The sequence below is a fragment of the Microcystis sp. genome (assembly GCF_048564745.1).
Lineage (GTDB): Bacteria > Cyanobacteriota > Cyanobacteriia > Cyanobacteriales > Microcystaceae > Microcystis > Microcystis ichthyoblabe_A.
Window position 1 is genome coordinate 1 of sequence record NZ_JBLZRT010000022.1, and the last position, 24,191, is coordinate 24,191.

20 protein-coding genes and 2 pseudogenes are annotated in these 24,191 nt (G+C 42.7%); 10 read left to right on the forward strand and 12 right to left on the reverse strand.

The window, feature by feature from the left end:
* Together ACOCD9_RS03305 and ACOCD9_RS03310 are read right to left on the reverse strand one after the other, a co-directional pair.
* Positions 1 to 99, reverse strand: a pseudogene (locus ACOCD9_RS03305) (IS982 family transposase); the annotation flags it as partial.
* A gap of 740 nt (positions 100 to 839) precedes the next feature.
* Positions 840 to 2,303 (reverse strand): ATP-binding protein, encoded by a 1,464-nt coding sequence (locus ACOCD9_RS03310; protein ID WP_287700129.1) that lies wholly within the window; start codon positions 2,301 to 2,303, stop codon positions 840 to 842.
* A 356-nt stretch (positions 2,304 to 2,659) separates the two neighbouring features.
* Here ACOCD9_RS03310 and tatC point away from each other — a divergent pair, with 356 nt between their 5' ends.
* From tatC to psbB, 3 genes are all read left to right on the forward strand, one after another.
* Complete coding sequence (gene tatC, locus ACOCD9_RS03315; RefSeq protein ID WP_002737652.1) at positions 2,660 to 3,421, forward strand: twin-arginine translocase subunit TatC; 762 nt, start codon at positions 2,660 to 2,662, stop codon at positions 3,419 to 3,421.
* Positions 3,422 to 3,641: 220 nt separating this feature from the next.
* Positions 3,642 to 3,953 carry a hypothetical protein gene (locus ACOCD9_RS03320; protein ID WP_002749272.1) on the forward strand — a complete coding sequence of 104 codons (312 nt, stop codon included), beginning with the start codon at positions 3,642 to 3,644 and terminating at the stop codon, positions 3,951 to 3,953.
* Positions 3,954 to 4,366: 413 nt separating this feature from the next.
* Positions 4,367 to 5,893: a photosystem II chlorophyll-binding protein CP47 gene (psbB, locus tag ACOCD9_RS03325; protein WP_002749271.1), complete on the forward strand. Its 1,527-nt coding sequence runs from the start codon at positions 4,367 to 4,369 to the stop codon at positions 5,891 to 5,893.
* Positions 5,894 to 6,198: 305 nt separating this feature from the next.
* Here psbB and ACOCD9_RS03330 read toward each other — a convergent pair whose 3' ends face one another.
* The 6 genes from ACOCD9_RS03330 to ACOCD9_RS03355 all read right to left on the reverse strand — a co-directional run bounded on the left by ACOCD9_RS03330 (position 6,199) and on the right by ACOCD9_RS03355 (position 8,421).
* Positions 6,199 to 6,318 carry a photosystem II reaction center protein J gene (locus ACOCD9_RS03330; RefSeq protein ID WP_002736108.1) on the reverse strand — a complete coding sequence of 40 codons (120 nt, stop codon included), beginning with the start codon at positions 6,316 to 6,318 and terminating at the stop codon, positions 6,199 to 6,201.
* A 42-nt stretch (positions 6,319 to 6,360) separates the two neighbouring features.
* Positions 6,361 to 6,480 carry a photosystem II reaction center protein L gene (locus ACOCD9_RS03335; protein WP_002735805.1) on the reverse strand — a complete coding sequence of 40 codons (120 nt, stop codon included), beginning with the start codon at positions 6,478 to 6,480 and terminating at the stop codon, positions 6,361 to 6,363.
* 10 nt (positions 6,481 to 6,490) lie between these two features.
* A complete protein-coding gene (gene psbF, locus ACOCD9_RS03340; protein ID WP_002736175.1) occupies positions 6,491 to 6,625 on the reverse strand; it encodes a cytochrome b559 subunit beta in 135 nt (44 codons plus the stop codon).
* Between the two features lie 25 nt (positions 6,626 to 6,650).
* On the reverse strand, positions 6,651 to 6,896 hold the full coding sequence (gene psbE, locus ACOCD9_RS03345) for a cytochrome b559 subunit alpha (RefSeq protein WP_002737435.1): 246 nt from the start codon (positions 6,894 to 6,896) through the stop codon (positions 6,651 to 6,653).
* A gap of 78 nt (positions 6,897 to 6,974) precedes the next feature.
* Positions 6,975 to 7,967, reverse strand: a complete 993-nt coding sequence (locus ACOCD9_RS03350; RefSeq protein WP_287700167.1) for a photosynthesis system II assembly factor Ycf48 — start codon at positions 7,965 to 7,967, stop codon at positions 6,975 to 6,977.
* A gap of 106 nt (positions 7,968 to 8,073) precedes the next feature.
* Entirely contained in the window at positions 8,074 to 8,421 is a 348-nt protein-coding gene (locus tag ACOCD9_RS03355; protein WP_002757647.1) for a rubredoxin, read from the reverse strand.
* A gap of 585 nt (positions 8,422 to 9,006) precedes the next feature.
* Here ACOCD9_RS03355 and ACOCD9_RS03360 point away from each other — a divergent pair.
* Positions 9,007 to 11,304, forward strand: a complete 2,298-nt coding sequence (locus ACOCD9_RS03360) for a TOMM precursor leader peptide-binding protein (RefSeq protein WP_419546359.1) — start codon at positions 9,007 to 9,009, stop codon at positions 11,302 to 11,304.
* Positions 11,305 to 11,421: 117 nt separating this feature from the next.
* Here the strand turns inward: ACOCD9_RS03360 and ACOCD9_RS03365 are convergent, their stop codons facing one another.
* Positions 11,422 to 11,766: a mannan-binding lectin gene (locus ACOCD9_RS03365; RefSeq protein ID WP_002757643.1), complete on the reverse strand. Its 345-nt coding sequence runs from the start codon at positions 11,764 to 11,766 to the stop codon at positions 11,422 to 11,424.
* Positions 11,767 to 12,089: 323 nt separating this feature from the next.
* Between ACOCD9_RS03365 and ACOCD9_RS03370 the strand changes: the two genes are divergently transcribed.
* Positions 12,090 to 12,314 carry a YcaO-like family protein gene (locus ACOCD9_RS03370; RefSeq protein WP_419546393.1) on the forward strand — a complete coding sequence of 75 codons (225 nt, stop codon included), beginning with the start codon at positions 12,090 to 12,092 and terminating at the stop codon, positions 12,312 to 12,314.
* 180 nt (positions 12,315 to 12,494) lie between these two features.
* Here the strand turns inward: ACOCD9_RS03370 and ACOCD9_RS03375 are convergent.
* Positions 12,495 to 13,451 (reverse strand): annotated as a pseudogene (locus ACOCD9_RS03375) (IS110 family transposase).
* 1,034 nt (positions 13,452 to 14,485) lie between these two features.
* Between ACOCD9_RS03375 and ACOCD9_RS03380 the strand changes: the two are divergent.
* Positions 14,486 to 15,379 carry a ferritin-like domain-containing protein gene (locus ACOCD9_RS03380; RefSeq protein WP_419546360.1) on the forward strand — a complete coding sequence of 298 codons (894 nt, stop codon included), beginning with the start codon at positions 14,486 to 14,488 and terminating at the stop codon, positions 15,377 to 15,379.
* A gap of 163 nt (positions 15,380 to 15,542) precedes the next feature.
* Entirely contained in the window at positions 15,543 to 16,607 is a 1,065-nt protein-coding gene (locus tag ACOCD9_RS03385; protein WP_419546361.1) for a pentapeptide repeat-containing protein, read from the forward strand.
* Positions 16,608 to 16,685: 78 nt separating this feature from the next.
* Here the strand turns inward: ACOCD9_RS03385 and ACOCD9_RS03390 are convergent, their stop codons facing one another.
* Both ACOCD9_RS03390 and ACOCD9_RS03395 read right to left on the reverse strand, forming a co-directional pair.
* Entirely contained in the window at positions 16,686 to 17,438 is a 753-nt protein-coding gene (locus ACOCD9_RS03390; protein WP_287700132.1) for a Uma2 family endonuclease, read from the reverse strand.
* Positions 17,439 to 17,557: 119 nt separating this feature from the next.
* Entirely contained in the window at positions 17,558 to 18,190 is a 633-nt protein-coding gene (locus tag ACOCD9_RS03395; protein WP_002737320.1) for a response regulator, read from the reverse strand.
* A gap of 277 nt (positions 18,191 to 18,467) precedes the next feature.
* On the opposite strand from ACOCD9_RS03395, the gene ACOCD9_RS03400 reads away from it, so the two are divergent.
* The 3 genes from ACOCD9_RS03400 to guaA all read left to right on the forward strand — a co-directional run bounded on the left by ACOCD9_RS03400 (position 18,468) and on the right by guaA (position 23,970).
* Positions 18,468 to 20,705 carry an MASE1 domain-containing protein gene (locus tag ACOCD9_RS03400; RefSeq protein ID WP_287700133.1) on the forward strand — a complete coding sequence of 746 codons (2,238 nt, stop codon included), beginning with the start codon at positions 18,468 to 18,470 and terminating at the stop codon, positions 20,703 to 20,705.
* Positions 20,706 to 21,076: 371 nt separating this feature from the next.
* Entirely contained in the window at positions 21,077 to 22,201 is a 1,125-nt protein-coding gene (gene cbiD, locus ACOCD9_RS03405; protein ID WP_419546362.1) for a cobalt-precorrin-5B (C(1))-methyltransferase CbiD, read from the forward strand.
* Positions 22,202 to 22,344: 143 nt separating this feature from the next.
* Complete coding sequence (gene guaA, locus ACOCD9_RS03410) at positions 22,345 to 23,970, forward strand: glutamine-hydrolyzing GMP synthase (RefSeq protein WP_287664657.1); 1,626 nt, start codon at positions 22,345 to 22,347, stop codon at positions 23,968 to 23,970.
* Positions 23,971 to 24,191 lie beyond the last annotated feature (221 nt).

Here is a 24,191-nt window from a genome sequence, read left to right on the forward strand (position 1 = left end):
GTGAGTTAAGCCGTGACCAAGTAGGGTTTTTTGCCACTGAGGGACAAATTGTTGGCAAAAATCATCGACATGGCAGAAGAGAGCGTCTAAACTAAACATAGGGGGAGGTGGCGGTCGGTGATTCTGTTTTTCAGCATATCATCTCTCCCTTTTTTAAGTTTTCTCAGAAAAAGAGTTAGCGATGAAACCAGGTCAAACTGGCAGAACAAACGGACTACTTAGCGATCGCCAGATTGGTAACGATTACCTGCTAACCAAGAGGTTCAGAATCCAGAGTTGGCAAAGGTTTTCCCACAGTCCCATAAGATAGCGTTATCCCGAACTCAGGTTACTTACTTTTCGTGAAATTGATCCTCACTTTGTTGAGCAAGGTTCTCCTGCGTATGCTCAATCTAAACAACTATGCGAGCAATTAGTGCCAAATCCAATTCGATCCAGAAAAGCTAATATTGACGTGTCGCTAAATCAATTCTTTGAACAGTTACTTGACGGCTCTGCCACCCAAGAGCAAATAAGTAATATGATTGAAATCGATTAATTTAAAAAATTTCTTTAGCGATCTTACAGTGAGCTTCTCGAATAATTATTTAAATTATCTATCCTATGGATTGGTTTTAGCAAAGCCAAGCGAACGAGAACTAAGAATATTGCCAGTATTACGCTCCTTTAGTCCTAGTTATGTTTGGCAACCCTAAGCAGGAGAAGTTTACAACCCGCTTATGACATCCCCAAATCTGAAAAACAAGCTTAATGAACTGCTAACCTACATTAACCTCACAAGCAAAGACGGGCATAACTAGACTGTTAGGCATACCTATCACGGCTATATCAAGCAACTCTTATTCAAGAGGTAGTGACCTGGCACGAGATCCCTTAACCTTGTTGTCAATATTTCGCAATATATTTGCACCGAGAGCATAGGCATATAAACTTGCGGGTTCAAAGCGAAATCGTATATCTTTGTATAAAAAATTGTCATCCCTAATAGTTTTACTTGTCACCAAGATCGGTTGAGATATACCTGGATTCTTTTTTAAAAATTCTATGCAGTTGTCCAGTTCGGAAGGTGTACTATGAGTGCGATCGCTCCACTTAACCTCAACTATCCAAGAAGGTGATTGATGGGCAGCATCTAAATGTACAATATCAATTTCTCCAGTTTTCCATCGTGCGTAATAAAGCTCAGTCGTTTTACTGTGCTGCCATTGACTAAAAATAGCGGTTTCAGTCATGGCTCCCATCGCCTTAGAGTCTGTTTCAAGCTGACCAAATAGCGCAGCGCGCATTGAAGGATTGGTTAAATAGACTTTAAAGCAAACTGCTCTCTTAAACTTTTTAGCGCTTTGATCAATTCTCTCTACTCGGCGGATTAGGAATGCAGCCTCAAGATACTCGAGGTAACGTTTGATAGTGTTTTTAGCTACACCAGAGGATTGGGATAACCCCTCGAGACTTACTTCGTTGCCTGAATTATACGCCAGGGTTGTGAAAAGTCTATTCAGTTCTTGAATATCACTAATCCCATAAAGGCTTGGCAAATCTCGAAGTAAAACTTTGTCAATGATATCGCTTTTAATATATTGTCCAGGATCCTGTCGAATTGTTTCAGAAAAGACAGCTTCTGGATAGCCACCGAAGTTCAAATAATTAATAAAATTCTCATTCAACTGCTCAATATCTTTAGACACAAACTCATAAGAGTCATGGACATTTGTCTCTATTAATTCATTTTCTTTTTCTATAAACATTAAATATTCAGCAAAGGTTAGCGGTGGCAGGATATAGTCGCTGAATCGGCCAGCACCAGAATCAGTGCTTTTAAGCCTTAGAGCAGCAGCAGCAGAGCCAGTAGCGACAAATCGACAGATTGGAAATGAATCAACCAGGGATTTTAGATGAATTTCCCACTGACGCAAGTATTGAATTTCGTCAAAAAAGACAAATAGCCTCGAATTGCGATCGTGATTGAATAGTTCCTGAAAATACTTAAGTATCCGCTCTAATGGAAGCCCTGTATAAATTGGAGTTTCAAGAGAGACATATAAAATATTTACCGCACTAATGCCAGAATCTAGGAGCAGACGAATAGTGTGATAGACCATGACAGTTTTACCAACACGCCTGGGTCCCATCAAGACTGTTGCTCGACGCACACTCGTGTCCAAGATGTTTTGAGAAAAAGCCTCAAAGTACTTGCGCCGTGGCATATCTTCATAGATTACTTTTCCCCTACGGTCTGTCTCCCACCAAGGATTATCAAATTGAAGGCGGGAGAGGATGTCTTCTTTTGCGATCTCGAGCATAAGACTAAAGTTAGAGAGCTAATCTTAGTCTATCCGAGAGTCAAACTAAGGTCAATCAGCTAATCTTATTTTGGCAGCTGAGACGGAGTCATCAATGAGCGTTGCTGTATCTAATACTAAATCTGGTTATTAAAAACTGATTATTTATTTCCCCCTTTGCCTTTTGCCTCTTGCCTTTTGCCTCTCCTCTATAATCTGAAACGACCGATTTTCATTCCCGCACACCATGGTCAATTTGTACAGTGCGTAAGTCCTAAAAATAATCTCCCGACTCCTGACTTCTGATAACTGATTCAAGGCTAAGGGTCAACAATGCTAGGATAAAGGCTTGAGTAGAGAACGATCGAGCCAAAGCCATGTCATCGACAGAAGTAAAAACCCCACCCCCAGACAGTACCGAATTCCTCGATGAGTTACCCGGAGAAGTGGAAATGTCCTTATTTGACCACTTGGAGGAGTTGCGGCGCCGGATTTTTTATAGTTTAATTGCCGTGGCTGTGGGTGCGGTGGGATGTTTTATCTTCGTTAAACCCCTAGTACAAGTGCTGGAAGTCCCCGCCCAAGGGGTAAAATTTTTGCAGTTGGCCCCGGGAGAATTTTTTTTCGTCTCCCTAAAAGTAGCTGGATATAGCGGCATACTGGTGGCTAGTCCCGTCATTCTCTTACAAATTATCCTCTTTGTGCTGCCGGGGTTAACCCGTCGCGAACGGCGTTTAATTGTCCCGGTAGTCTTAGGATCGAGTGTTTTATTTTTTGCTGGTTTATTTTTTGCCTATATTGCCCTGATTCCCGCCGCTTTAAACTTTTTTGTCAGTTATGGGGCGGAAGTGGTCGAACAAGCTTGGTCGATCGAGCGCTATTTTGAATTTGTCTTACTTTTGCTGTTTAGTACCGGCATCGCCTTTCAAATTCCCGTTATTCAATTGATTTTGAGCTTTTTAGGCATTATTTCCTCGCAAACGATGTTATCGGGCTGGCGTTTCGTGGTTTTGGGGGCGGTGATTTTAGGCGCGATTTTAACCCCTTCCACAGATCCTCTCACCCAATCCCTGTTAGCAGGGGCGGTCTTGGGTCTATACTTTGGGGGCATTGGGGTGGTGAAATTAACGGGACGTTGACTAGCTATTAGCCGTCATAGGAGACAGGAGTGGGAATTATGAATTATAAATTATGAATTGACGAGCGGGGAGCAGGGAGAACAAAGCTGACTTTTGTCTTTTGCCTATTGCCTATTGTCTTTTCTGGCTGATGGCTGAGGGCTAAAAAGCTGATAAAATTTGACGGCTGAAAACTAATTAAGCCAGAAAGCTAGAGATTGATTCTAGATTGAGTAACAAAGTGAAATATTTTTTCTTAACGGCAGGTTGGACAATAGGACGGGTGTGGGAATTTGGCGGTTTGTGGGACCATGCGAGTAGTTGGCGACGACCACCGCAGATAGAGCGATTAAATATCGGTATTTTAGAGGGAGAACAGGTTTTATGGCTTTATAAGGTGGAAGAAGCTGTGATTATGGTGGAAGTTGCCCCCAAGAGTGCAGAAATTGCCGATACTGTCCCCACCATCGGGCAAGTGGTGCTAAAACGCTTGATTAGTGCCGAACAAGTCCTCGAAATCCTGCAAAATGCCGAAGAACTACTGAGGAAGTAATCAGTTATCAGTGATCAGTTATCAGTTATCAGTGATCAGGAGTCAGGAGTTAGGACGCAGCCTTTTTCTCCCCACTCCCCAATTTATAATTCATAATTTATAATTCATAATTTCCACACCCCACACCCTACACCCCACACCCTACACCCCACACCCCACACCCCACACCCCACACCCTTCTCCCCACACCCCACACCCTGATCTGGACTATTCTGGCGGAAGATCGATCGCAAGCACTTGAAATCTGTTCTAACAATAGTTACACTTCTTTAGAATAGATACACTTTTCAAGGGATAATGTAGGTCGGCTAACTCTTGCACTTAACCGTCGAGATTGTTGGGCTTATATTTTGACCCTGAATATAAAAAGCGTCTAAGTGGACACTAAATTGTCAATAGGAGGAGCGTAGTCAATGGGACTACCTTGGTATCGAGTACACACAGTCGTTCTCAACGACCCGGGCCGTTTAATTTCCGTTCACCTGATGCACACCGCACTGGTAGCGGGTTGGGCTGGCTCCATGGCCCTCTATGAGCTTGCTATTTTCGACCCCAGTGACCCCGTATTAAACCCGATGTGGCGGCAAGGAATGTTCGTGCTGCCCTTCATGGCCCGTTTAGGTGTCACCGGTTCTTGGGGTGGCTGGAGCGTCACCGGCGAAACTGGTGTTGACCCCGGTTTCTGGTCTTTTGAAGGCGTTGCCGCCGCTCACATCGTCTTATCCGGTCTGCTATTCCTAGCGGCGGTTTGGCACTGGGTTTTCTGGGATTTAGAATTATTCGTCGATCCCCGCACGGGCGAATCTGCCCTCGATTTGCCGAAAATGTTCGGTATTCACCTGTTCTTATCCGGTTTACTTTGCTTTGGTTTCGGTGCTTTCCATCAAACAGGCCTTTGGGGTCCCGGGATGTGGGTTTCCGATGCCTACGGTTTAACCGGTCATGTGCAGCCCGTAGCTCCCGAATGGGGACCAGCTGGTTTTAACCCCTTTAACCCCGGGGGTGTGGTAGCTCACCACATTGCTGCGGGTATCGTCGGGATTATCGCTGGTTTATTCCATTTAACCGTTCGTCCCCCCGAAAGACTCTATAAAGCCCTGAGAATGGGTAATATCGAAACGGTGCTTTCTAGCAGTATCGCCGCTGTTTTCTTTGCCGCTTTCGTCGTGGCTGGAACCATGTGGTACGGTAATGCTACTACCCCGATCGAACTCTTTGGACCGACCCGTTACCAATGGGATAAGGGCTATTTCCAAGAAGAAATTGAGCGTCGCGTCGAGGCCAGCATCGCCAACGGAGCCACCATCGCCGAAGCTTACCAAGCAATCCCCGAAAAACTGGCTTTCTATGATTATGTCGGTAATAGCCCCGCTAAAGGTGGTTTATTCCGTACTGGTGCCATGGATAGCGGTGACGGTATCGCTAAATCTTGGTTAGGACACCCTGTGTTCAAAGATGGCGAAGGTCGCGTCCTTAGCGTGCGTCGGATGCCTAACTTCTTTGAAACCTTCCCCGTTGTCCTGACTGACTCGGAAGGTATCGTTCGCGCTGATATTCCCTTCCGTCGTGCGGAATCGAAACTGAGTATCGAACAAAGTGGTGTTACCGTTTCCTTCTACGGTGGCGCTCTCGATGGTCAGGTGTTCAGCGATCCTGCTGATGTGAAGAAATTTGCGCGTAGAGCGCAACTCGGTGAAGCTTTCGAGTTTGACACCGAAACCCTGAAGTCTGACGGGGTATTCCGCACTTCTCCGAGAGGTTGGTTTACTTTCGGTCATGCTGTCTTTGCTTTACTATTCTTCTTCGGTCATATCTGGCACGGTTCTCGTACCATCTACCGCGACGTATTCGCTGGGGTAGATCCGGATCTGGAAGAACAAGTGGAATTCGGTTTATTCCAAAAATTGGGTGATCTTAGCACTCGTAAACAAGAAGTTTAGTTTTAGCTAAATCATCCATATAACTAAAGGAGTCAAGTCTTTGACTCCTTTTTTTTGTTAATCACACTATTAAAAACGGATTTATACTAAATCTGGTTATTAAAGACTGATTATTTATTCTCCCCTTTTTGCATGAGTGCATGAGTAGAAAACGGGTTTCTCCGAGAAACCCGTTTTCTGTGCGTTACTCAACGGATTTGGTATTAAAGTTCGATCGAGCTTTACTTTTCACCGAATACTGAAAAAACCGCTAGTTATTTCTATAACTAACGGCTTTTTGCTGGGGGAAATTACCCGTAATGGAATTACATAGAGGAACCTAAACCAGCGTAAGCTCCGTAGAAGAAAAGACCAAGCACGGCGATAACGCCTAGACCGGCGATGGTGGCGACTAACCACAAAGGAATACGACCTTCTGCGAACATGAATAACACCTCCTAATTGCGATGACAATAAATCGGGACTAATTAGTTAAAGAAATAGCTGGAAAATAAAATTCCCAAGACAGCAACTAGGAGTAAACCTAGGTAAAGAGAAGTACGATTTAACTCGACGGCTTGCCGATTCGGATTAGGTGTTCTTTCCATAATTGTTCTCCTAGCGTTGAATAAACTGCATTGCCGCAATTGCACCGATAAAGAAGACAGTGGGGACCGCTAAGGTATGAACTGCCAACCAGCGAACGGTGAAAATGGGGTAAGAAATGGGTTGATTGGGATTACCACTAGCCATTGTTTTTATCCTTAATTAAAGTAAACTACTGATTAAACTGCTCGATTTGATTTTTGGCCTCAAAGCGATCATTAATGATCGGTAATTCTTGACGCTCTTGAGTGTAATACTCATCGGGACGGGGAGTGCCAAAAACATCGTAAGCTAAACCGGTACTCACGAATAACCAACCTGCGACAAAGAGCATGGGGATGGTGATGCTATGGATAATCCAGTAACGAATACTGGTAACGATATCGCCAAAAGGACGTTCGCCGGTACTACCTGACATGGACGGTTCTCCTCGGAATGATAGGACTTGAAAAATTCAATCTCTATAATAGAGACTTTGTTGACCCTGAGACAAGTTTTAGGCCGGTTCGCTGGGGGGATTATATTTCAGTAAGACCCCATCTTGTCCCAAGACAAAACCCTTGTCGGAATTGATAAAAACAATTCGATAGAGATTGGAGGGGACACTTTCCACCGCGCGATCTTTTTGCCAAGATTGGCCGCCGTCATCACTGACCAAGAGATTGCCGCTACCACCAGCGACCCAAATTTCTTCGGGGGTGCGGTAGTTGAGGTCCAAAAGTCCCCAACTGGTGGAAAACTCGGGGAATACCTTATCTTCCCATGTATCGAGATCATTGGGGCTAGTAAATTGTAGTTGACCACCCCGGGCCAGGGCCCACAATTCCCCTTTTTCACCATAACCGACTTTTTGTAAACGGCGGGAAGAAAGACGATTGTGGGGTTGCCATTCTGTTGACCCCGGTTCCCAGGTAGAATAAAAGTTACCGCGTGCGGAAACGGCCACATATTTACCATCATGGGAACGAACAATTGTCCGGGCCACACCCACAGCACCTTCCACTAAAGCTTGCCAAGTTTTGCCCCCGTCTTTGGTGCGGTAGATAGCACCTAAATCCGTGACCATTTCGGCGGTTTTGTCGTTCAGAGCGATAATTCCGTAGGGAGAACCGGGTAATTTTTCGCTTAAGGGGATACGGGACCAGCTGCTGCCCCCGTCTTCGCTATGGAGAAGAATCGAGGGTTTACCGACAATCCAACCCTCTTGGTTGTGGAAACTGACGGCGCTAAAGCTAACTTTTTCTTCGCCAAGGTTGAGGACTTTTTGCTGCCAGCTGTCCCCCCCATCGCTGGTTTCAAAGAGGGTAGATTTGGTCCCCACTAACCAACCGTGCTGCAGGTCGCTGGTAAAGGCGATATCGGCAAAAGTGGAGTCAGTGTCGAGGGTGAGGATTTGCCAAGGACTATTGCTCAGGGATGGCACACTACTACAGCTAAAGCAGAAAAAGGCTACAGCTAGAACTATTACGAATTGTTTCAGTTTTCTCATCAATGGTTCAGAGGTATTGGTCAAGGAATCGGGACGGATTAAGGTTTGTACCCGATGGGTTACAGGGCCACAAGAGCCGTTAGATTAAAGATAATGAGTGCTTGAGTTAGTTTAAACCATATAAACTAATAAAGAAAACAAATCCTAGCGCTAAAGCCCCGAAAATCAAAATATTTTTTTGTGCGGGAGTCAGACGATTGACTCCAAAACCATAGCTAAGATTTTCTTGGAATCCCGAAGGAGCATCTTTAGCTCCAATGTTGATAAATTGGGAACGACGCACACCACACACGGGACAGCGCCACGTTTCTGGCAATTCCTCGAAGGGGGTTCCAGCGGGAGTGTTGGTTTTACTATCTCCCTTGCTGGGGTCGTAAACGTAGCCGCAGGAGCGACATTCGTAGTTGGCAGGGGCCTGGTCGGCTAGGGTTAGTTCTGGTGGGCGATCGCTCATAACTAAGATTAAAGGAATTTTCAACACTCTGTTACAAATTATCCTTGAAAATTGACCTCTCTCACGGCCAACCCCTGACAGAATACCAAGTTTTCCAGTCTTAAAAGGATTAGCGAGACAGCATATCGGCTTTAAAAAAAGTAAGATTAATCTATTAGGGCTTAAATGTCTATTAAAACTTTATTAAGTTGATATTTGGGCTATTTACCCTGATTTTGGTAGTCAAATTTATTCCGAGAAATTGAGAAATTTCAGGCAGGGAAGAAATTAGGGGTCTGATACCAAATCCTGTTTAAAAGGTAGAGGAGAGTGGGGAGTGCCGGAGCGGGGAACGGGGAGAAGAGAGAAACAATCGATAACTTGGGAGTTAATCATGCTATTAAAAGCGGATTTGCTATCCTATTGCATAAATTTAATCAATTTTAGCGATCGCTTTTATATTTTGGCATAAATGGGCTGCTCCCTCGCCGTTCCCTGTTCCCGAAAACGAAAACTTCGCACCTCACCATTAAGATAACTGCTATCAACCTTATATTATAGGTATATAATCAACCTTAACTATCCCTTAAAAAGAGAGTAAAAATTGTGTTCAACCAGCTTGATTGGAATCCTGCCTACTCAATTGAAACCTTAGAACCAAATACGGTATTTTTTCTATCTGAGCGAGAATCAATCTGTTTCCAAGAGCCGCTTTATTATCGTTTGGTAAGATTAATTGATGGTCAACGTAATCTTGATGAAATTATTGAAATTCTTCAGTTAGAATTTTTACAAAATCAGGAAATTAATCCCAATAATGCTAATTCCTTCGCAGTTATTGTTAATTATAGCTTGGCAATTCAAAAAGCGATTTTTCAGTTATATAAACGAGGGTTTTTGTTAGAAAAAAAAGAATTATTGCCGTCTAATTTAGCAATTTTATGCCATCATCTTCAGGTTTCTCAAGCCCAAGCTTTTGAACGATTACAATCTCTGAAGGTTACGGTTAAAAGCCTAGGCTCAATTCCCCAGCAAGATTTGATCAATATTTTGAATTCCTTGCAAGTTCAAGTCGCAAATGAAGGGGATTTAACCATTATTTTAACCGATAATTATCTTCATCCTGATTTAGAGAGTATTAATCAACAAGCTTTAGCCTCGCAAAAGCCTTGGTTATTAGTTAATCCCCTGGGAAACCTAGCATGGATTGGTCCCTTATTTGATCCCGATAAAACTGGTTGTTGGCATTGTTTGGCTCAAAGATTACGAGATAATCGTCCAGTGGAGGAATTTATCATTAGACAGAGAGAAAATAAGATTTCTTTAATTTCCCCTTTAGGGTTTTCTTCAGCGACAATACAGACGGTTTTAAATCTGACGGCTATGGAGGTTTTTAAGTGGATTATTCAAGGTAAAAATCAACGTTTAGAAGGAACAATAATGACTTATGATACTTTAAATTTACAATTTCAAGAGCATATTTTAGTTAAACGTCCGAACTGTCCTAGTTGTGGATATTCTCTAAATAAAACACCTTTACCTGTGGTTTTGGGACATCGTAAAAAGGCTTTTACCAGTGATGGGGGACATCGTTTTTGTTCTCCTGAAGAAACCTTAAGAACCTATCAACATCTTATCAGTCCCATTACGGGAATTGTGCGAGAATTAAATAAGATACAAGGGAATGCTTTAGTTCATACTTATGTAGCGAAACATCATTTTCGCAGTGTCTTTGATGATTTAGACAGTTTACGGCAAAATATTGGAGGTAGAAGTGCGGGAAAAGGCCGTACAGATAGTCAAGCAAAAGCAAGTGGATTTTGTGAAGCTATTGAGCGCTATTCGGGAGTTTTTCAAGGGAATGAAATCAGAGAAAAAGCGAGTTATCAAGAGTTAGTAGATAAAGCTATTCATCCTAACAAATGTATGAATTTTAGTGAAAAACAATATCAACATCGAGAAGAATGGAATGGGAAGAATCAAGGATGGTTTCAAAAAGTCCCTGAACCTTTTGATGAAACTAGAATGATTGATTGGACACCTGTATGGTCTTTAACTGCTCAAGATTTTAAGTATTTACCGACGGGATATTGTTATTATGGTTATTCTCAATCTGAACCCTTAGATTGTTGGGCTGATTCTAATGGCTGCGCTGCGGGAAATACGATAGAAGAAGCGATTTTACAAGGATTTATGGAGTTAGTGGAACGAGATTGTGTGGCTTTATGGTGGTATAATCAATTAGTTAAACCTTCCGTTGATTTAGAGAGCTTTAATGAGCCATATTTTGAGCAATTAAAGCAATATTATGAGGGGTTAAATCGGGAGCTATGGGTGTTAGATATTACCAGTGATTTGAATATCCCTTGTTTTGCTGCTATTAGTCCGAGAAAGAAGCGGGAAGTGGAGGATATTTTATTAGGATATGGGGCGCATTTTGATCCAAAAATTGCTATTAGTCGGGCGTTAACGGAGGTTAATCAAATCTTACCGAATGTGTTATCCTTTAAGGAAGATGGGACAACGATTTACAATCCTTCTGCGGATCCTTTGGCGGTCAAATGGTGGCAAACGGCAAGGTTAAGCAATCAATCTTATTTAGTTCCCGATAGTAAAATAATACCGAAAAAAAGTTATGATTATTTACAATTAGCCAGTGATGATTTATTAGAGGATGTTAAATTGTGTCAGCAAATTGTTGAGTCAAAGGGGATGGAAATGTTAGTATTAGACCAAACTCGTGCTGATATTGGTTTAAGAGTAGCTAAAGTCATTGTCCCCGGAATGCGTCATATGTGGAAGCGTTTAGGGGCAGGAAGATTATATGATGTTCCTGTTAGCATGGGATGGTTAAAAGAGACTTTGACGGAAGATGAATTAAATCCTTTTCCCATGTGGATGTAACGCTTTTAAATAGGGGAGCTTATCACTGATCAGTAAAAGGTGCATCACCGAAGTAACACACCTTAAATAGTGTTGGGTTCCGTACCTCAATCTAGCCGATAAGAGAGGCGATCGCACTTAGAAAGTGTACTTGATTTCAATAACACTCATGACACCTTCAACAATGGTTTGCCACTGTCCAGTAAATTCTGCACCATAAGATGCTGCAATTTGCGGACCTAATTTTTGTGCTTCATCGTTGCTCCAGAGAGGTCCAGCTAAAACATTAGTTTTAAATTCATGAGTTCCAGTATTTTCCACCTGTAGTTCTACTTCTACTACACTCATTGCACTTTCAACTACGGTTGTCCACTGACCAGTAAAGTTTCCTTGATGAGCAGCTGCAATTCTCGGACCTACTTGTTGTGCTTCATCGTTACTCCAGAGGGGGCCAGCAGGGATATTAACTTTGTAACTTGCCATAATAGATAATGTCCTTTGAGACTTTTGTTGATTTTGTATCCTCAAGACGATATCAAAAATCCATTTCTGAATTTTTTAGATTAGCCATAATGCCTTAAGCAAAATGCCTTGTCTTTTGGGTTAAAAGTGATTTGTTTAATCACCTTTGATACCAGAATAAGTTTTATTTTTGGTAATGGCAATCTCTAAAATTAATACTTTTCTAATATGTTTTTTTGAGCAGAATATTAACTTTTTATGAGATTTATATTAGATTTATATTAGATTCAAAGGGTCACTTTATGGTATGATGGCGTAATCTCTTAAGTAGAACAAATGAATTAATCAATCAAATTATAGAGATTGAGTCAAAGGGGATGGAAATGTTAGTATTAGATCAGACTCGTCCTGATATTGGTTTAAGGGTAGCTAAAGTCATTGTCCCCGGAATGCGTCATATGTGGAAGCGTTTAGGGCTAGGAAGATTGTATGATGTTCCTGTTAGCATGGGATGGTTAAAAGAAGCTTTGACGGAAGATAAATTAAATCCTTTTCCCATGTGGATGTAAACTTTTAGGGTTATTATAGCGACTGTCTTGATTGTCAAGGGGTAACTCAAAAAACAATCAAGGAGTTGCTGTCGAACCTAAAATCTCAAGCCAGAAAAAAAGCGCAGCAAAAACTAAGTCGCTCAGGTTAAACCAAAGCAAGCGCAACCCTTGATCAGAGATAACAAAAAGTGTGAATCTCTAGGAACAAGGTGGTAAATTGTCAGCAAGCTGCCAAGGCTGATTTTGGCGAACCATTGCATTAAGAATAACTAAGATTTTCCGCACACAAGCAGTCAGAGCCAGTTTTTTTGATTTACCGCGTCCGACTAGGCGTTCGTAAAAGGTTTTAATCACCGGATTATGACGCATAGCCACCACCGCCCCCATGTAAAGAGTCGCCCGAATCTGAGCGCGACCTCCCTGAATCATCCGCTTACCTTTATGTTGACCACTATCAGGATTAATCGGCGCAACACCGACTAAGCGAGAGATTTGTTTGGCGGTTAATTGACCGAGTTCTGGTAAGTCGGAGACGAGAGTAGTAGAAATTACTTGACCAATCCCCGGCACGGTTTTGAGTAAATTGACTTTCTCGAGCCATTGTTGGTTAGCTTGGGTCAATTCCTCAATTTCTTGATTGAGTTTTTCGAGGCAGTTATCGAGATACTCAAGATGGGCTTCGCTATCGACCAAAGCTTTACCGCGAGCGCGTTCCCGTCGGTTTTTTTCGGCAGTCCGCATCTCGACAAGTTGCCGGCGACGACTAATTAAGTCGCCCAATTGACGAGATTCTTCCGACTCAACCGCTAATATTTGCGGTTGCATTGCCTCGCCAAAATGAGCTAAGATTTGAGCGTCAATGGCATCGGTTTTGGCTAATTTACCAGTGGCTTTAGCAAAGTCTCTTCCTTGACGGGGATTGATTAAGGCTACAGGTAAATCCGCTTCTTGTAATTGAATCACCAGTTCAGTTTCTCAACCTCCTGTCGCTTCCAGAACGATGAGGTTGAGCGTGTAAGATTTTAGGGTTTCGACCAGTTTAGAGCTGTCCTCCTTTGTGTTAGCAACTTTCATCGCTTTACCGAGGGGACGGAGGTAAACATCTAGGGTCGCTTTACTAATGTCAATGCCTACCCATTGAGAGATATTTTCCATGATTAAACCTGAGAAATTGGCGGGATTAATGGTTATTTTGGAGAGGATACCCTTGATTTTACTCATCCTTGCCCGATACGGTCTCTTAGCTTAAAAATTGATTGTTTTCGCCACGACCCCGGCGACTGTTCGAGTTTTGTCAGGGAGATTATGGTGGTGACCCTTGCTACGAAGCGGTCTTTTCTGACCAAGGTTGGGACGGTCTACCACTTCTCTCAATATACAAGGTTGGGTTGAGCGAATAAATATGTTGAAGAAAACCTCTCAATTCTAGGGGAAAGCGAAACCCAACACGGTCGCTGCCTTTTTTGCCATCTTGAGGAAATTTGACTAACTAATAGAGTTCCACCTATTAATTTTATCTTAACGGACAACAATTATAAATTTTTATTTTGATAATAAATCGGGTCAATTTTTCTTTTTGGTGATCGCCCTATAGCTGACGACATAATTCTCTTGTACTAAACTTTGAGGTTCGCAATAGGGGTTAATTCATCATTTATTTCAAAATGAGAATTGCTGCTGGAAAACATCAAGATTTTTCTAGAGGTCTAACGGCTATGCGCTTTATCCAGCGAGCCTTTTAGTCGCTCTGTCACCCCTGGAAGTGTCAAATATTTCCTAATCAAAATAATTGCCAAAAAAATCTTTAAAACTGATGTTTTTATAGTGACTCTCCTGACAAATATCTTTTTTTCACCACCTAATTTTGTTTCCCACTTGAATCAGTTATCATACTAAATCCGTTGAGCATAGGCTACATATCAGGATAGGCACTCATGCAATAGGCAATAGGCTTCGGCCGTGAGCTCAGCGTTCGACCGAGCTCACGCCGAGGTCCGAACGGCAAAAGGAGGAATAAATAATCATTCTTTAATAACCGGATTTAGTATCAGTTATCAGATGTAAGTTTTCAGTTTACTGATTACCGTTTACTGATCACTGAAAAAAGCTTGCCACTTGCCGCTCCCTTGCCAGATCGGGAAAAAACTCCGTTAGAATACGGGAAGCCGTTTACAAAACGATACAAAATCATGACCGTTGCTTACCCTCGTAAATTCAAGAAGACGATGAGCGCTCGCGACATCATGAAGCGTGTCATTAGCGATCGCGAAATTCATCTTGTCACCCTCAACCGTTACCGCTACAACGAACAACGTAGCTGTAAAGACCTGACCGAACTGATCGAAACCCTAGACGGACAACCACAAGAACTGATCCAGGAGCTTTCCCGTCACGTCGCCGATGAGGCCCGCCATGCCTACTGGTTAACCGATTTATTGATCGAATTGGGGGCCGATGTGGGGAAACCGCCGGGGTTGTCCTATATCGATGAATTTGAACGTCTTCTCGATCAAGATCAATTCCAAGGCGAAGAACAAAGGGAAGATGGACTGATTGCGGCCCTAGCGGCAATTAACGTCACGGAAAAACGGGGATGCGAATACTTTGCCGCCCATATTTATGCCCTCAAAGCAGGGGAACAAACCCCGGAAAATCTGAAAATTCAGGAAACGATCGCCAAAATCTTTCCCGAAGAAGCGGGCCATGTGCGTTGGGGTAATCGTTGGTTAGCCAAAATTGCTCAAAAAAGCGCCGAACATCGGCAAAAAGTCGAAAAAGCTAAGGCCAAATACTCAGCGATCGAACAGGCCGCCTATGAATCGGGTATGGATATCACCCTGGGGGCAGAATTACGCCGCTTCGGTCATTTAATGGAAATCGCCGCCACTATGCCACTCTGGGAACGTCCTCAATATCTGATGGAACGTTTACCCCAAACCCTTCTCGACCCGAAATTGCAATTATTCCGGGTAGAAGCGGCTCAAAAAGCCTGGAATCGTGATCCACAAATGTTTATGGAACGCTTTTTACCGATGTTTTTTAATGCGGACGGCAATATCGGCAAAAAAGAGAAAGTCAACTAATTTAATCTTGATTTTCAGGGGCAATCACTCAGCGATCGCTGAAGAAATGTTCAGCGAGGATCGAGAAAATCAGCTATTGTTTTAAATAGGGGTGAGTTCTCGGCTTTGGAGCCAGAGAAACACCACTTTTTTACTGTTTATTTTGACTTTTCTTTTTTAGATTATGCGTCTTTTAGCTGCCTTCGATCGCTATCCCGATAGTGTATCGTTAACCCTAGAACCAGTAGCCACCGACTCGCAAAAATTTGATTTATATTTAACTTTACACCTACAAGCTCAAATTCAATCTCTCCTCGGCGGGGAAATCAAATGGGGGCTAAAAGGAGGAAAATTAGATTTTGTTTTAGTTAATTGTCACCTAACACCAAATCCTCTTTCTAGTCAAGATTTATACATAAATCGTATTAATAATCATCAATGGCGGTTATCTTTCAAAAGTCCTCAGTCAATATTTACAGGAGCGATCGAAAGGATTAACCTAGGAACCGTCAGTGTGGAGGAAGAACCTTATCATCTCACGGTGCAATTTTCGCTGACAGCTGCCGATATCTGTATCACGGAAACATCGGGATTATGGAAACACGATCTAAGTCCCAATAAACATAGTATTTTAGAGCGAAAGTTAGCATTTTTCCTGATGGAAAATCAATTTGATGCTTTTTTGAGTCGTATTTCTTTGGGATCATCGCAGGTGGAATTAGATAATGTTCTAGTTGAACCGCAACCGGCAGCATCAGAAAATTTAGAGAAATTGCAGACACAAATCGAGGGAATTTATGCAGCTGTTAGTGATGATTTTCTCGAATTAGCCCGATTAGCTGAACTGGATACCCTAACGGATTTTACCGGGGCAAATCTCCTAGCAGCGGAATTAAGTGGCATATCTTTAGGCATGGCTAATCTCTATCAAGCTAATCTGCGGGGGGCCAATTTAACCGATGCTGATTTAAGCGAAATTAATGGCAGTCATGCTAGTTTTAAGGGAGCGGATTTAAGCGGAGCCTTATTAGCTAATGCCGATTTAAGTTATGCTGATTTTTATCGTTCTAGTTTGGCTTTAGCTAATTTAATTGGCTCCAATTTAGAAGGAGCTAATTTGGTTGAAGTCAACATCACTCAAGCGAATTTTAGCGGGGCAAAAGTGAAGGGGGCAAAGTTTGCCGATAACGTGGGTATGACCGAGGAATTGCGGGAAAATTTACGCTTGCGCGGAGCTTTCTGCGATTAGTAAACTATTCAGCCTCTAAATGACATCAAATACCCTCACCTCTCACCGAAAATAGAGTCATTTAATAACAAAAGAAGATTAGAGATTTTCCTCGGTATCTATGCCTAATTCCCGCAGTTTAGCCGCTAATTTCGCCGCTTTTTGCTTTTCTTGCTCGACTTGGTTTTCTGCCTCTACAGCCCGCTTTTCTGCCTCTAAAACCCGATTTTCTGCCTGTTGTGCCGCTTCTGCGGGAGTGGGTACTAATTCCCCTTCGGGGGTAAAATAGCGCAATTTATTGGCAGATAAACCCAAATATAAGCCTAATTGTTGACTCCAGAGCCGTCCCTGGGGATTGGGGGTAATCGGTTGATATTGACCGCTAATTAGGGTAAATCCTTCAAATTCTAGGCTTTCTGGGTCAAACCAAAAATAATCGGGAGTGCGAAATATATCTTGATAAATTTGTTTTTTCTCCTCTCGGTCAACTTTGGCGGTACTATCGGAGAGAATTTCGATAATTAAATTGGGATATTTGCCCTCTTCTCGCCAAACTACCCAACTTCTGCGGTTGGGGTTGGAATTTGTCCCCAAAACCACGAAAAAATCGGGACCACGGCAGAGTTCTGACTTTTTCTGGTTGGGACTGTAATAGATAGTTAAATTGCCGGCGGCAAAATAATCTTCTCGCTCGCGCCACCACCATTCTAAACACTGAATTAATAAAATAATTTGTTGTAGATGTAGGTTACTTTCCAAGGGTGGTTCATCACTCCAAAATTCGCCTTCTGGGAAGATTATCTCAGGGTTTACATAGGACTCGACTAGGGGTAAGCTTTCAGCGATAGTCATGGTTTGTCCAACAAAGATAGGTCGATAAGTTATTATAAATGATTGAAGGGATTTTTTGAGCAATTGTAGCAGTAGCAATTGAGGTAGAATATTCCTGTGGGTAAATCGCCATTTTCTCCTTAAACAATACCAGAACGCAGAGCAATTACCGCCGCTTGTACTCGGTCATCAACGGCTAATTTGTTCATAATTCCCCGCACATGGGTTTTAATCGTATTGGTGCTTAAATAAAGTTGTTCGGCGATTTCAGCGTTACTTTTGCCTTCAACAATTAACTTTAAAACCTCCATTTCTCGCTCCGATAAAAGTGCTAGATTGGGATTAGGTTGCACTGCTGGCGGTTTGAGATTATCCATGACTAAACGGGCAATTTGAGGGTCTAAATAGGTGGCCCCGTCCTTAGCTGCTTCAATGGCGGCCAAAAGGCGATCGAGACTCGCTCCCTTGATACAATAGGCATCAGCGCCACTGGCCAGAGCTGCGATCACTTCCTGTTGGAGAGTGTGGGAAGTGAGCATGACCACATGAACATTAGCTAAACCCTCCTTAATCTGTTTAGTTGCCGCAATGCCATCGAGACGGGGTAACCCTATGTCCATGACCACTAAATCCGGCCGTAGGGATAGGGCTAATTGTACCCCTGCTAGACCATCACTCGCTTGACCGACGATCTCAAAATCCGGCTGTTCACCGAGTGCTTGTTCTAAACCTAACTGCATTAAAGGATCGTCTTCAACAATTAAAATCCGCATAATCTTTGATTCCTAACGGGAAAATGTACGGTTTTCACCCATCTGCATGAAGCAGAACTACTCCTAGTTTAGGCAATCTGGAGATAGATTAACAGTGATTCAGTGACCAGTGATCAGTAAACAGTGATCAGTAAACAGTAATCAGTAATCAGTAATCAGTGAAAAGACAGTGGGAAACTACTATTTAATACTGCTCGCTTAATACATACTGCTCACTTAGAACTCAAATCTGATAACTGATAACTGATAACTGATAACTGATAACTGATAACTGAAAATGCTACGGATTTCATCAGATCGCCCTAAAATTGTGCTTGTTGCCCTAGTTTATCTGGGTGTTGGTTGGCTAGGCTATCTCTGCTTAAATTTAGGGTCGCGACCTGCCCCAATTTGGATGAGTGCTGGTATTGGCTTAACTGCTGTTTTTTTAGGGGGAAAAAGGCTAGTTTTAGGCGTTTTTATCGGTGATTTGCTTCTAACCTTCTTTTTAGGGGGCAGTTGGCCCATAGCTCTATTTTCGGCGCTCGGTAGCAGTGTATCGGCTCTGTTAGGGGCGCAATTCCTGCATTATCTGAGATTTTCCGCCACTTTACAGCGTATTCGCGATATCCTTTTACTGGTATTTTTAGCGGCTTTATTAGCCTCGGCAGTTAATGCCACTATCGATACTTTTGCCCGTAGTTGGCTAAATACTTGGGATTGGCGGCAATTTGGACAGTCTTGGGGCATTATCTGGCTCGGAGATAGTACGGGGATCTTAATGACCACGCCGCTGCTGTTGCGTTTTTGCTTCAATCGTCACTCCCTGCGGGAACCCCGGCAACCCCAACGCCTTGGCGAGGCATTACTTTGTATGAGTTTGCTAACGGTGGTGACTTTCGTGGTTTTTGGTGGTCAACAGGATTTTCTTAACCCCGATTGGAGTATGGTGCAGTACCTCGAATATCTGCCTTTTCCTTTTGTGGTTTGGGCTGCTATGCGTTTTCAGACCTGGGGAGCGGTAATAGCCAATTTTTTAGTATCTATTTTAGCTTTGATGGGATTGGTCGGGGGAATCAGTCCTTTTATCCTACAGGCCCCCGACCATACCAGAGGTGTCCTGATCTTACAAATCTTTTTGGTCATTGTCATGTCAACTTCTCTGTTTTTATCGGCGGCGATTACCGAAAGACAACAGATCGATCGAGCTTTAAATGAAACTTTAGAACGAGAACATTTAGTCACACAAGTTGCTTTAAAAGTCCATCAATCTTTAGATATAGATCAAGTTTTAAATACCATTGTTGGGGAAATCAGAAATTTTCTCGATGCCGATCAAGTCTATATCGGTCACTGTCAAGAGCGGGGTTGGTCTAAGGTAATCGCTGAGTCCCGTCGTCCCGAGATTCCCTCGCTGATGGGTTGGTTTCCCGAACCAGAATTACTGGAAGAATTGGGACAATTATTTTCTTTAGATAAGTTAATTATTGCTGATAATACCGCTAAGGTGCAAACGCTGCCCACTCTCAAGGGTTATTACGAATACCTGCAAGTTAAATCCTCTTTAGTTTTACCTCTAACGGTTAATAATCAACATTTAGGTGCTTTAGTTGTCCATCAATATTCCCATCCCCGTCATTGGCAAAAAAGCGAGGTCAAATTATTAGAACAGTTAGCCACCCAAGTTTGTATCGCTATCGGCCAAGCGCAACTATATCAGAGGGTGCAAAGCTTGAATAATAATTTAGAACAGGAAGTGGCAGCTAGAACCATGGAACTGCGAGAAAAAGTCCGGGAAATTCAGCGTTTATACGAAATGAAAACGGTTTTTTTACAGGCAGTATCCCACGATCTTCGCACTTCGATTATGGGATTAGTGATGTTATTAAAAAATTTACAGTGTCGGCAAACAGAAAAAGTAACTATCTCCCGAGCAATGCTCGATCAGGTGGTGCGTAGTTGTGATCGACAATTAACTTTAATTAATGCTTTATCAGAAAATCATTTTGCTGAAGAACGGCCTTTAATCTTGCATCGTCAACCTCTATCTTTAAAAGAACAGGTGCAAATTTGGCTCAAAGATTGGCAAAAAGATTTTGATTTATACCAAGCTACTTTTATTAATCTTCTCCCCGATAACTTACCCGCTATTGATGCCGATCCTTGTCAGCTAAGAAGTGTTTTTGAACAATTATTAAATAATGCCTTAAAACATAATCCTTCACCAATTCAATTAGCTTTAGATGCTCGTATTGACCAAGATATGCTCTACTGCACTTTAAGCGATAATGGTATTGGCATGGATGAGGAACAATGTCAACATCTTTTCCATTTATATGTAAGAAATCTTCATAATCAACACCTAACGGGAATCGGTTTAGGTTCCTACCAATGTCGGCAAATTATCGAGGCTCACTCTGGGAGAATTGGAGTAAAAAGTACCCCGCGGGTTGGTTCACAGTTTTGGTTTACTTTACCCCTTGCTCATCAAAATTCTAGAGTAATTAAGCAGGAGTTAGTCAACAGTAATCAGTGATTTGTAACGGGATCGAGATGATTCTGCTTATCGCTCTTCTGGGACTCTGGGGTATATAGAATCGCCAATTCAGACTTGAATTAGTCATTTTATGTGGGTTGCCTACCGACAATTAAGGCATATTTGAGGAGAATTTGCCATCTCAATTGTTAAGCAACAATCGACCAAATGGGTCGAGTTTGTAACTATTCTGATTGCTAGTATCCCTTGAAATTCTCACAAGGATCACAAAATTGGCCAATTGCCAATAGCGTTTGAGATGCGCTCATCCCGGGTGGTGAGGATGTCAAAGAATCATCAAAAATAGCAGCGGTTGCCCCCTAGTTCTATAATCAGATCACGGCTAATTTGATTGGCTATCGACCCTATTCATGTCTATCTCCCCACCCCGTTCAGGTTACACTTTACCGGTTTTTGCCTGTGCCAGTGCGATCGCATCTCTCCAGCATCTCCACGGCGAAAATGAGCTAAATTCCGTTACTTTTAATCTTTTAGAACCGCCAGAAGCCGTTACAATTGCCATCGAACAAGTTGCCCGACTGAACCCCGATGCTGCCCTAGCCATCACCCGCAGCGATCCGGGGGATAATTTAGATTTAACTAGAAATACCCCTATATGGGCGTTAGTAGAAAGAAAAACGGGTAATCAAGAGATAGAGATTCAAGGCGGTCAAGGAATCGGCCTACAGGTTGATAATGGCGGAAAATCAGCTATCTATAGTTATGCCCAGCGTCTGCTGCAAGAAAACCTCAGACCCCTGTTACTGCCCCAAGAAAGCATCAAAGTGACGATTATCCTTCCAGAAGGCAAAAAACTGGCCACAAGGACTTCTAACGCCGCTTTTGGGGTGGTAGAGGGATTATCTTTGTTGGGTACCACCGGCATTTCCCAACCCCTGAGCGCCCCCGGACAGTTAGAAATCTTTCGCGAGCAATTAAAAATTTTATCTCTTCGTTTCGATCGCTTGGTGTTTTGTATCGGGGAAAATGGCTTAGATTTAGCCCCTCAAATGGGTATTAATCCTGATATTTTGGTAAAAACAGCCAATTGGATCGGGCCGATGTTATTAGAGGCACAATTACAGGGAATCTCTGAAATTCTTTTGTTTGGTTATCACGGTAAATTAATTAAACTTGCCGGGGGAATCTTTCAGACTCACCATCATCTCGCCGATGGTCGTCGGGAAATTCTCACCGCCTACGCCGCTAAAATGGGTTTAGCTACCCCCCATCTCCAGCAAATTTTTGACAGTAGCACCAGCGAAAACGGTCTGGAATATCTGCGTCAATTAGACCGGCAAACGGGAGATAATTGGGTGGAACGCATCTATGGAGAAATGGCTAATACGATTGATCGCCGTTGCCAAGAATACGTTTATAACCACAGTAACGGTCATCTTGGGGTCGGTTGTATTTTATTCGATCGCTCTCGTTCTTTGATCAGCAAAAGCGAAAATGGCATTAAATTTTTGCAAAATCTACAAGTTACCCCCTAGTGACCGTGCTATGATCGTGGGAATATTTAGTCTTAAAAAATGAAACTAATAAGGCTAGACTATTGTAGCTTATTTTCAGAACAATAGCCGATTTAGTTCACAAATCTTTAACCTTTTCCTGCCAGTTTCTTTTTTTGATCGCAGTGACAACTCAAACCCCCCTTCCCACCCCCCAAGAGACTTTGCCCTCAGAGTCCTTCACTAATAGCCTTAATCGTCAAATAATCATCATTCTTGACTTTGGCTCCCAGTATTCTGAATTAATCGCCCGCAGAATCAGGGAAACGAACGTTTACTCCGAAGTTCTCTCCTATCGTACCAGCGCCGAACAATTGGCCCAAATCAACCCGAAAGGAATAATTCTTTCGGGCGGTCCCAATTCCGTCTATGATCCGGGAGCGCCCCACTGTGATCCCGAAATTTGGAATTTAGGTGTACCCATCCTCGGAGTTTGCTACGGGATGCAATTGATGGTACAGCAGTTAGGGGGCAGGGTAGAACGGGCAAAAAGGGCCGAATACGGCAAAGCATCCCTATTTATCAACGATCCTACCGATTTATTAACCAATGTCGAGGACGGTTCCACCGCATGGATGAGTCACGGAGATTCCTGCGTGGAATTGCCATCGGGTTTTGAAATTCTCGCTCATACCGATAATACCGATTGTGCGGCCATTGCCGATCACCAGAAAAAACTCTTTGGAGTGCAGTTTCACCCGGAAGTTGTCCATTCTGTGGGAGGAATCGCCTTAATTCGCAATTTCGTCTATCATATCTGCAAATGCGAACCCACTTGGACCACGGAAGCTTTTGTCGAGGAATCGATCCGAGAAATTAGGGCAAAAGTGGGCGATAAGCGAGTTTTATTGGCTTTATCCGGCGGTGTGGACTCCTCTACCTTAGCATTCCTCTTGCATCGAGCGATCGGTGATCAACTAACCTGTATGTTTATCGATCAGGGATTCATGCGTAAGGGTGAACCCGAACGATTAATGCAGATATTTAACGAGCAATTCCATATTAGAGTCGAGTATGTCAACGCTAGAAAGCGATTTTTAGCGCAAGTGGCCGGTGTCACCGATCCCGAAGAAAAGCGCCGTCGTATCGGCCATGAATTTATTCAGGTGTTTGAAGAAGAATCAAATCGTTTGGGACCCTTTGATTATCTGGCCCAAGGAACTTTATATCCCGATGTGATTGAATCGGCCGATAGTAATGTGGATCCCAAAACCGGGGAAAGAGTCGCGGTTAAAATTAAAAGTCATCATAACGTTGGTGGACTGCCGAAAAATCTCCGGTTTAAATTAGTCGAACCTCTGCGAAAATTATTTAAGGATGAGGTGAGAAAATTAGGTCGATCGATCGGTCTTCCGGAAGAAATTGTTCGTCGTCAACCTTTCCCCGGCCCCGGTTTAGCAATTCGCATTTTAGGGGAAGTCACCGCAGATAAATTAAATATTTTGCGCGATGCAGATTGGGTGGTGCGCGACGAGATTAATAAGCAGGGAATGTATCACGATTTCTGGCAAGCTTTCGCGGTTTTATTGCCTGTCCGCAGTGTGGGAGTAATGGGAGATCAACGCACCTACGCTTATCCCATTGTCCTACGTTTAGTCAGCAGTGAAGACGGAATGACTGCCGATTGGTCGCGGGTTCCCTATGATTTATTGGAGACAATTTCTAATCGCATTGTCAATGAAGTTAAGGGAGTTAACCGCGTGGTTTATGATATTACTTCTAAGCCCCCCGGAACTATAGAATGGGAGTAGTATTGAATTATTGATTGATTATTAGTCCCGTCCAAATATTGGGGCGGGATTTTTTATAAGCTATTACTATTGAAGTAAAGATAATTGAACAAATGATCCAAAAATTGATGAAAAAAAATTGCTCAAATAATTGCTTAATAATATAGCACAATTGCCTTTATTTACCAGACTGTTAATAAAACGTAAAGCCTTAATTTTATCAGAAATACAGTATAATAAAA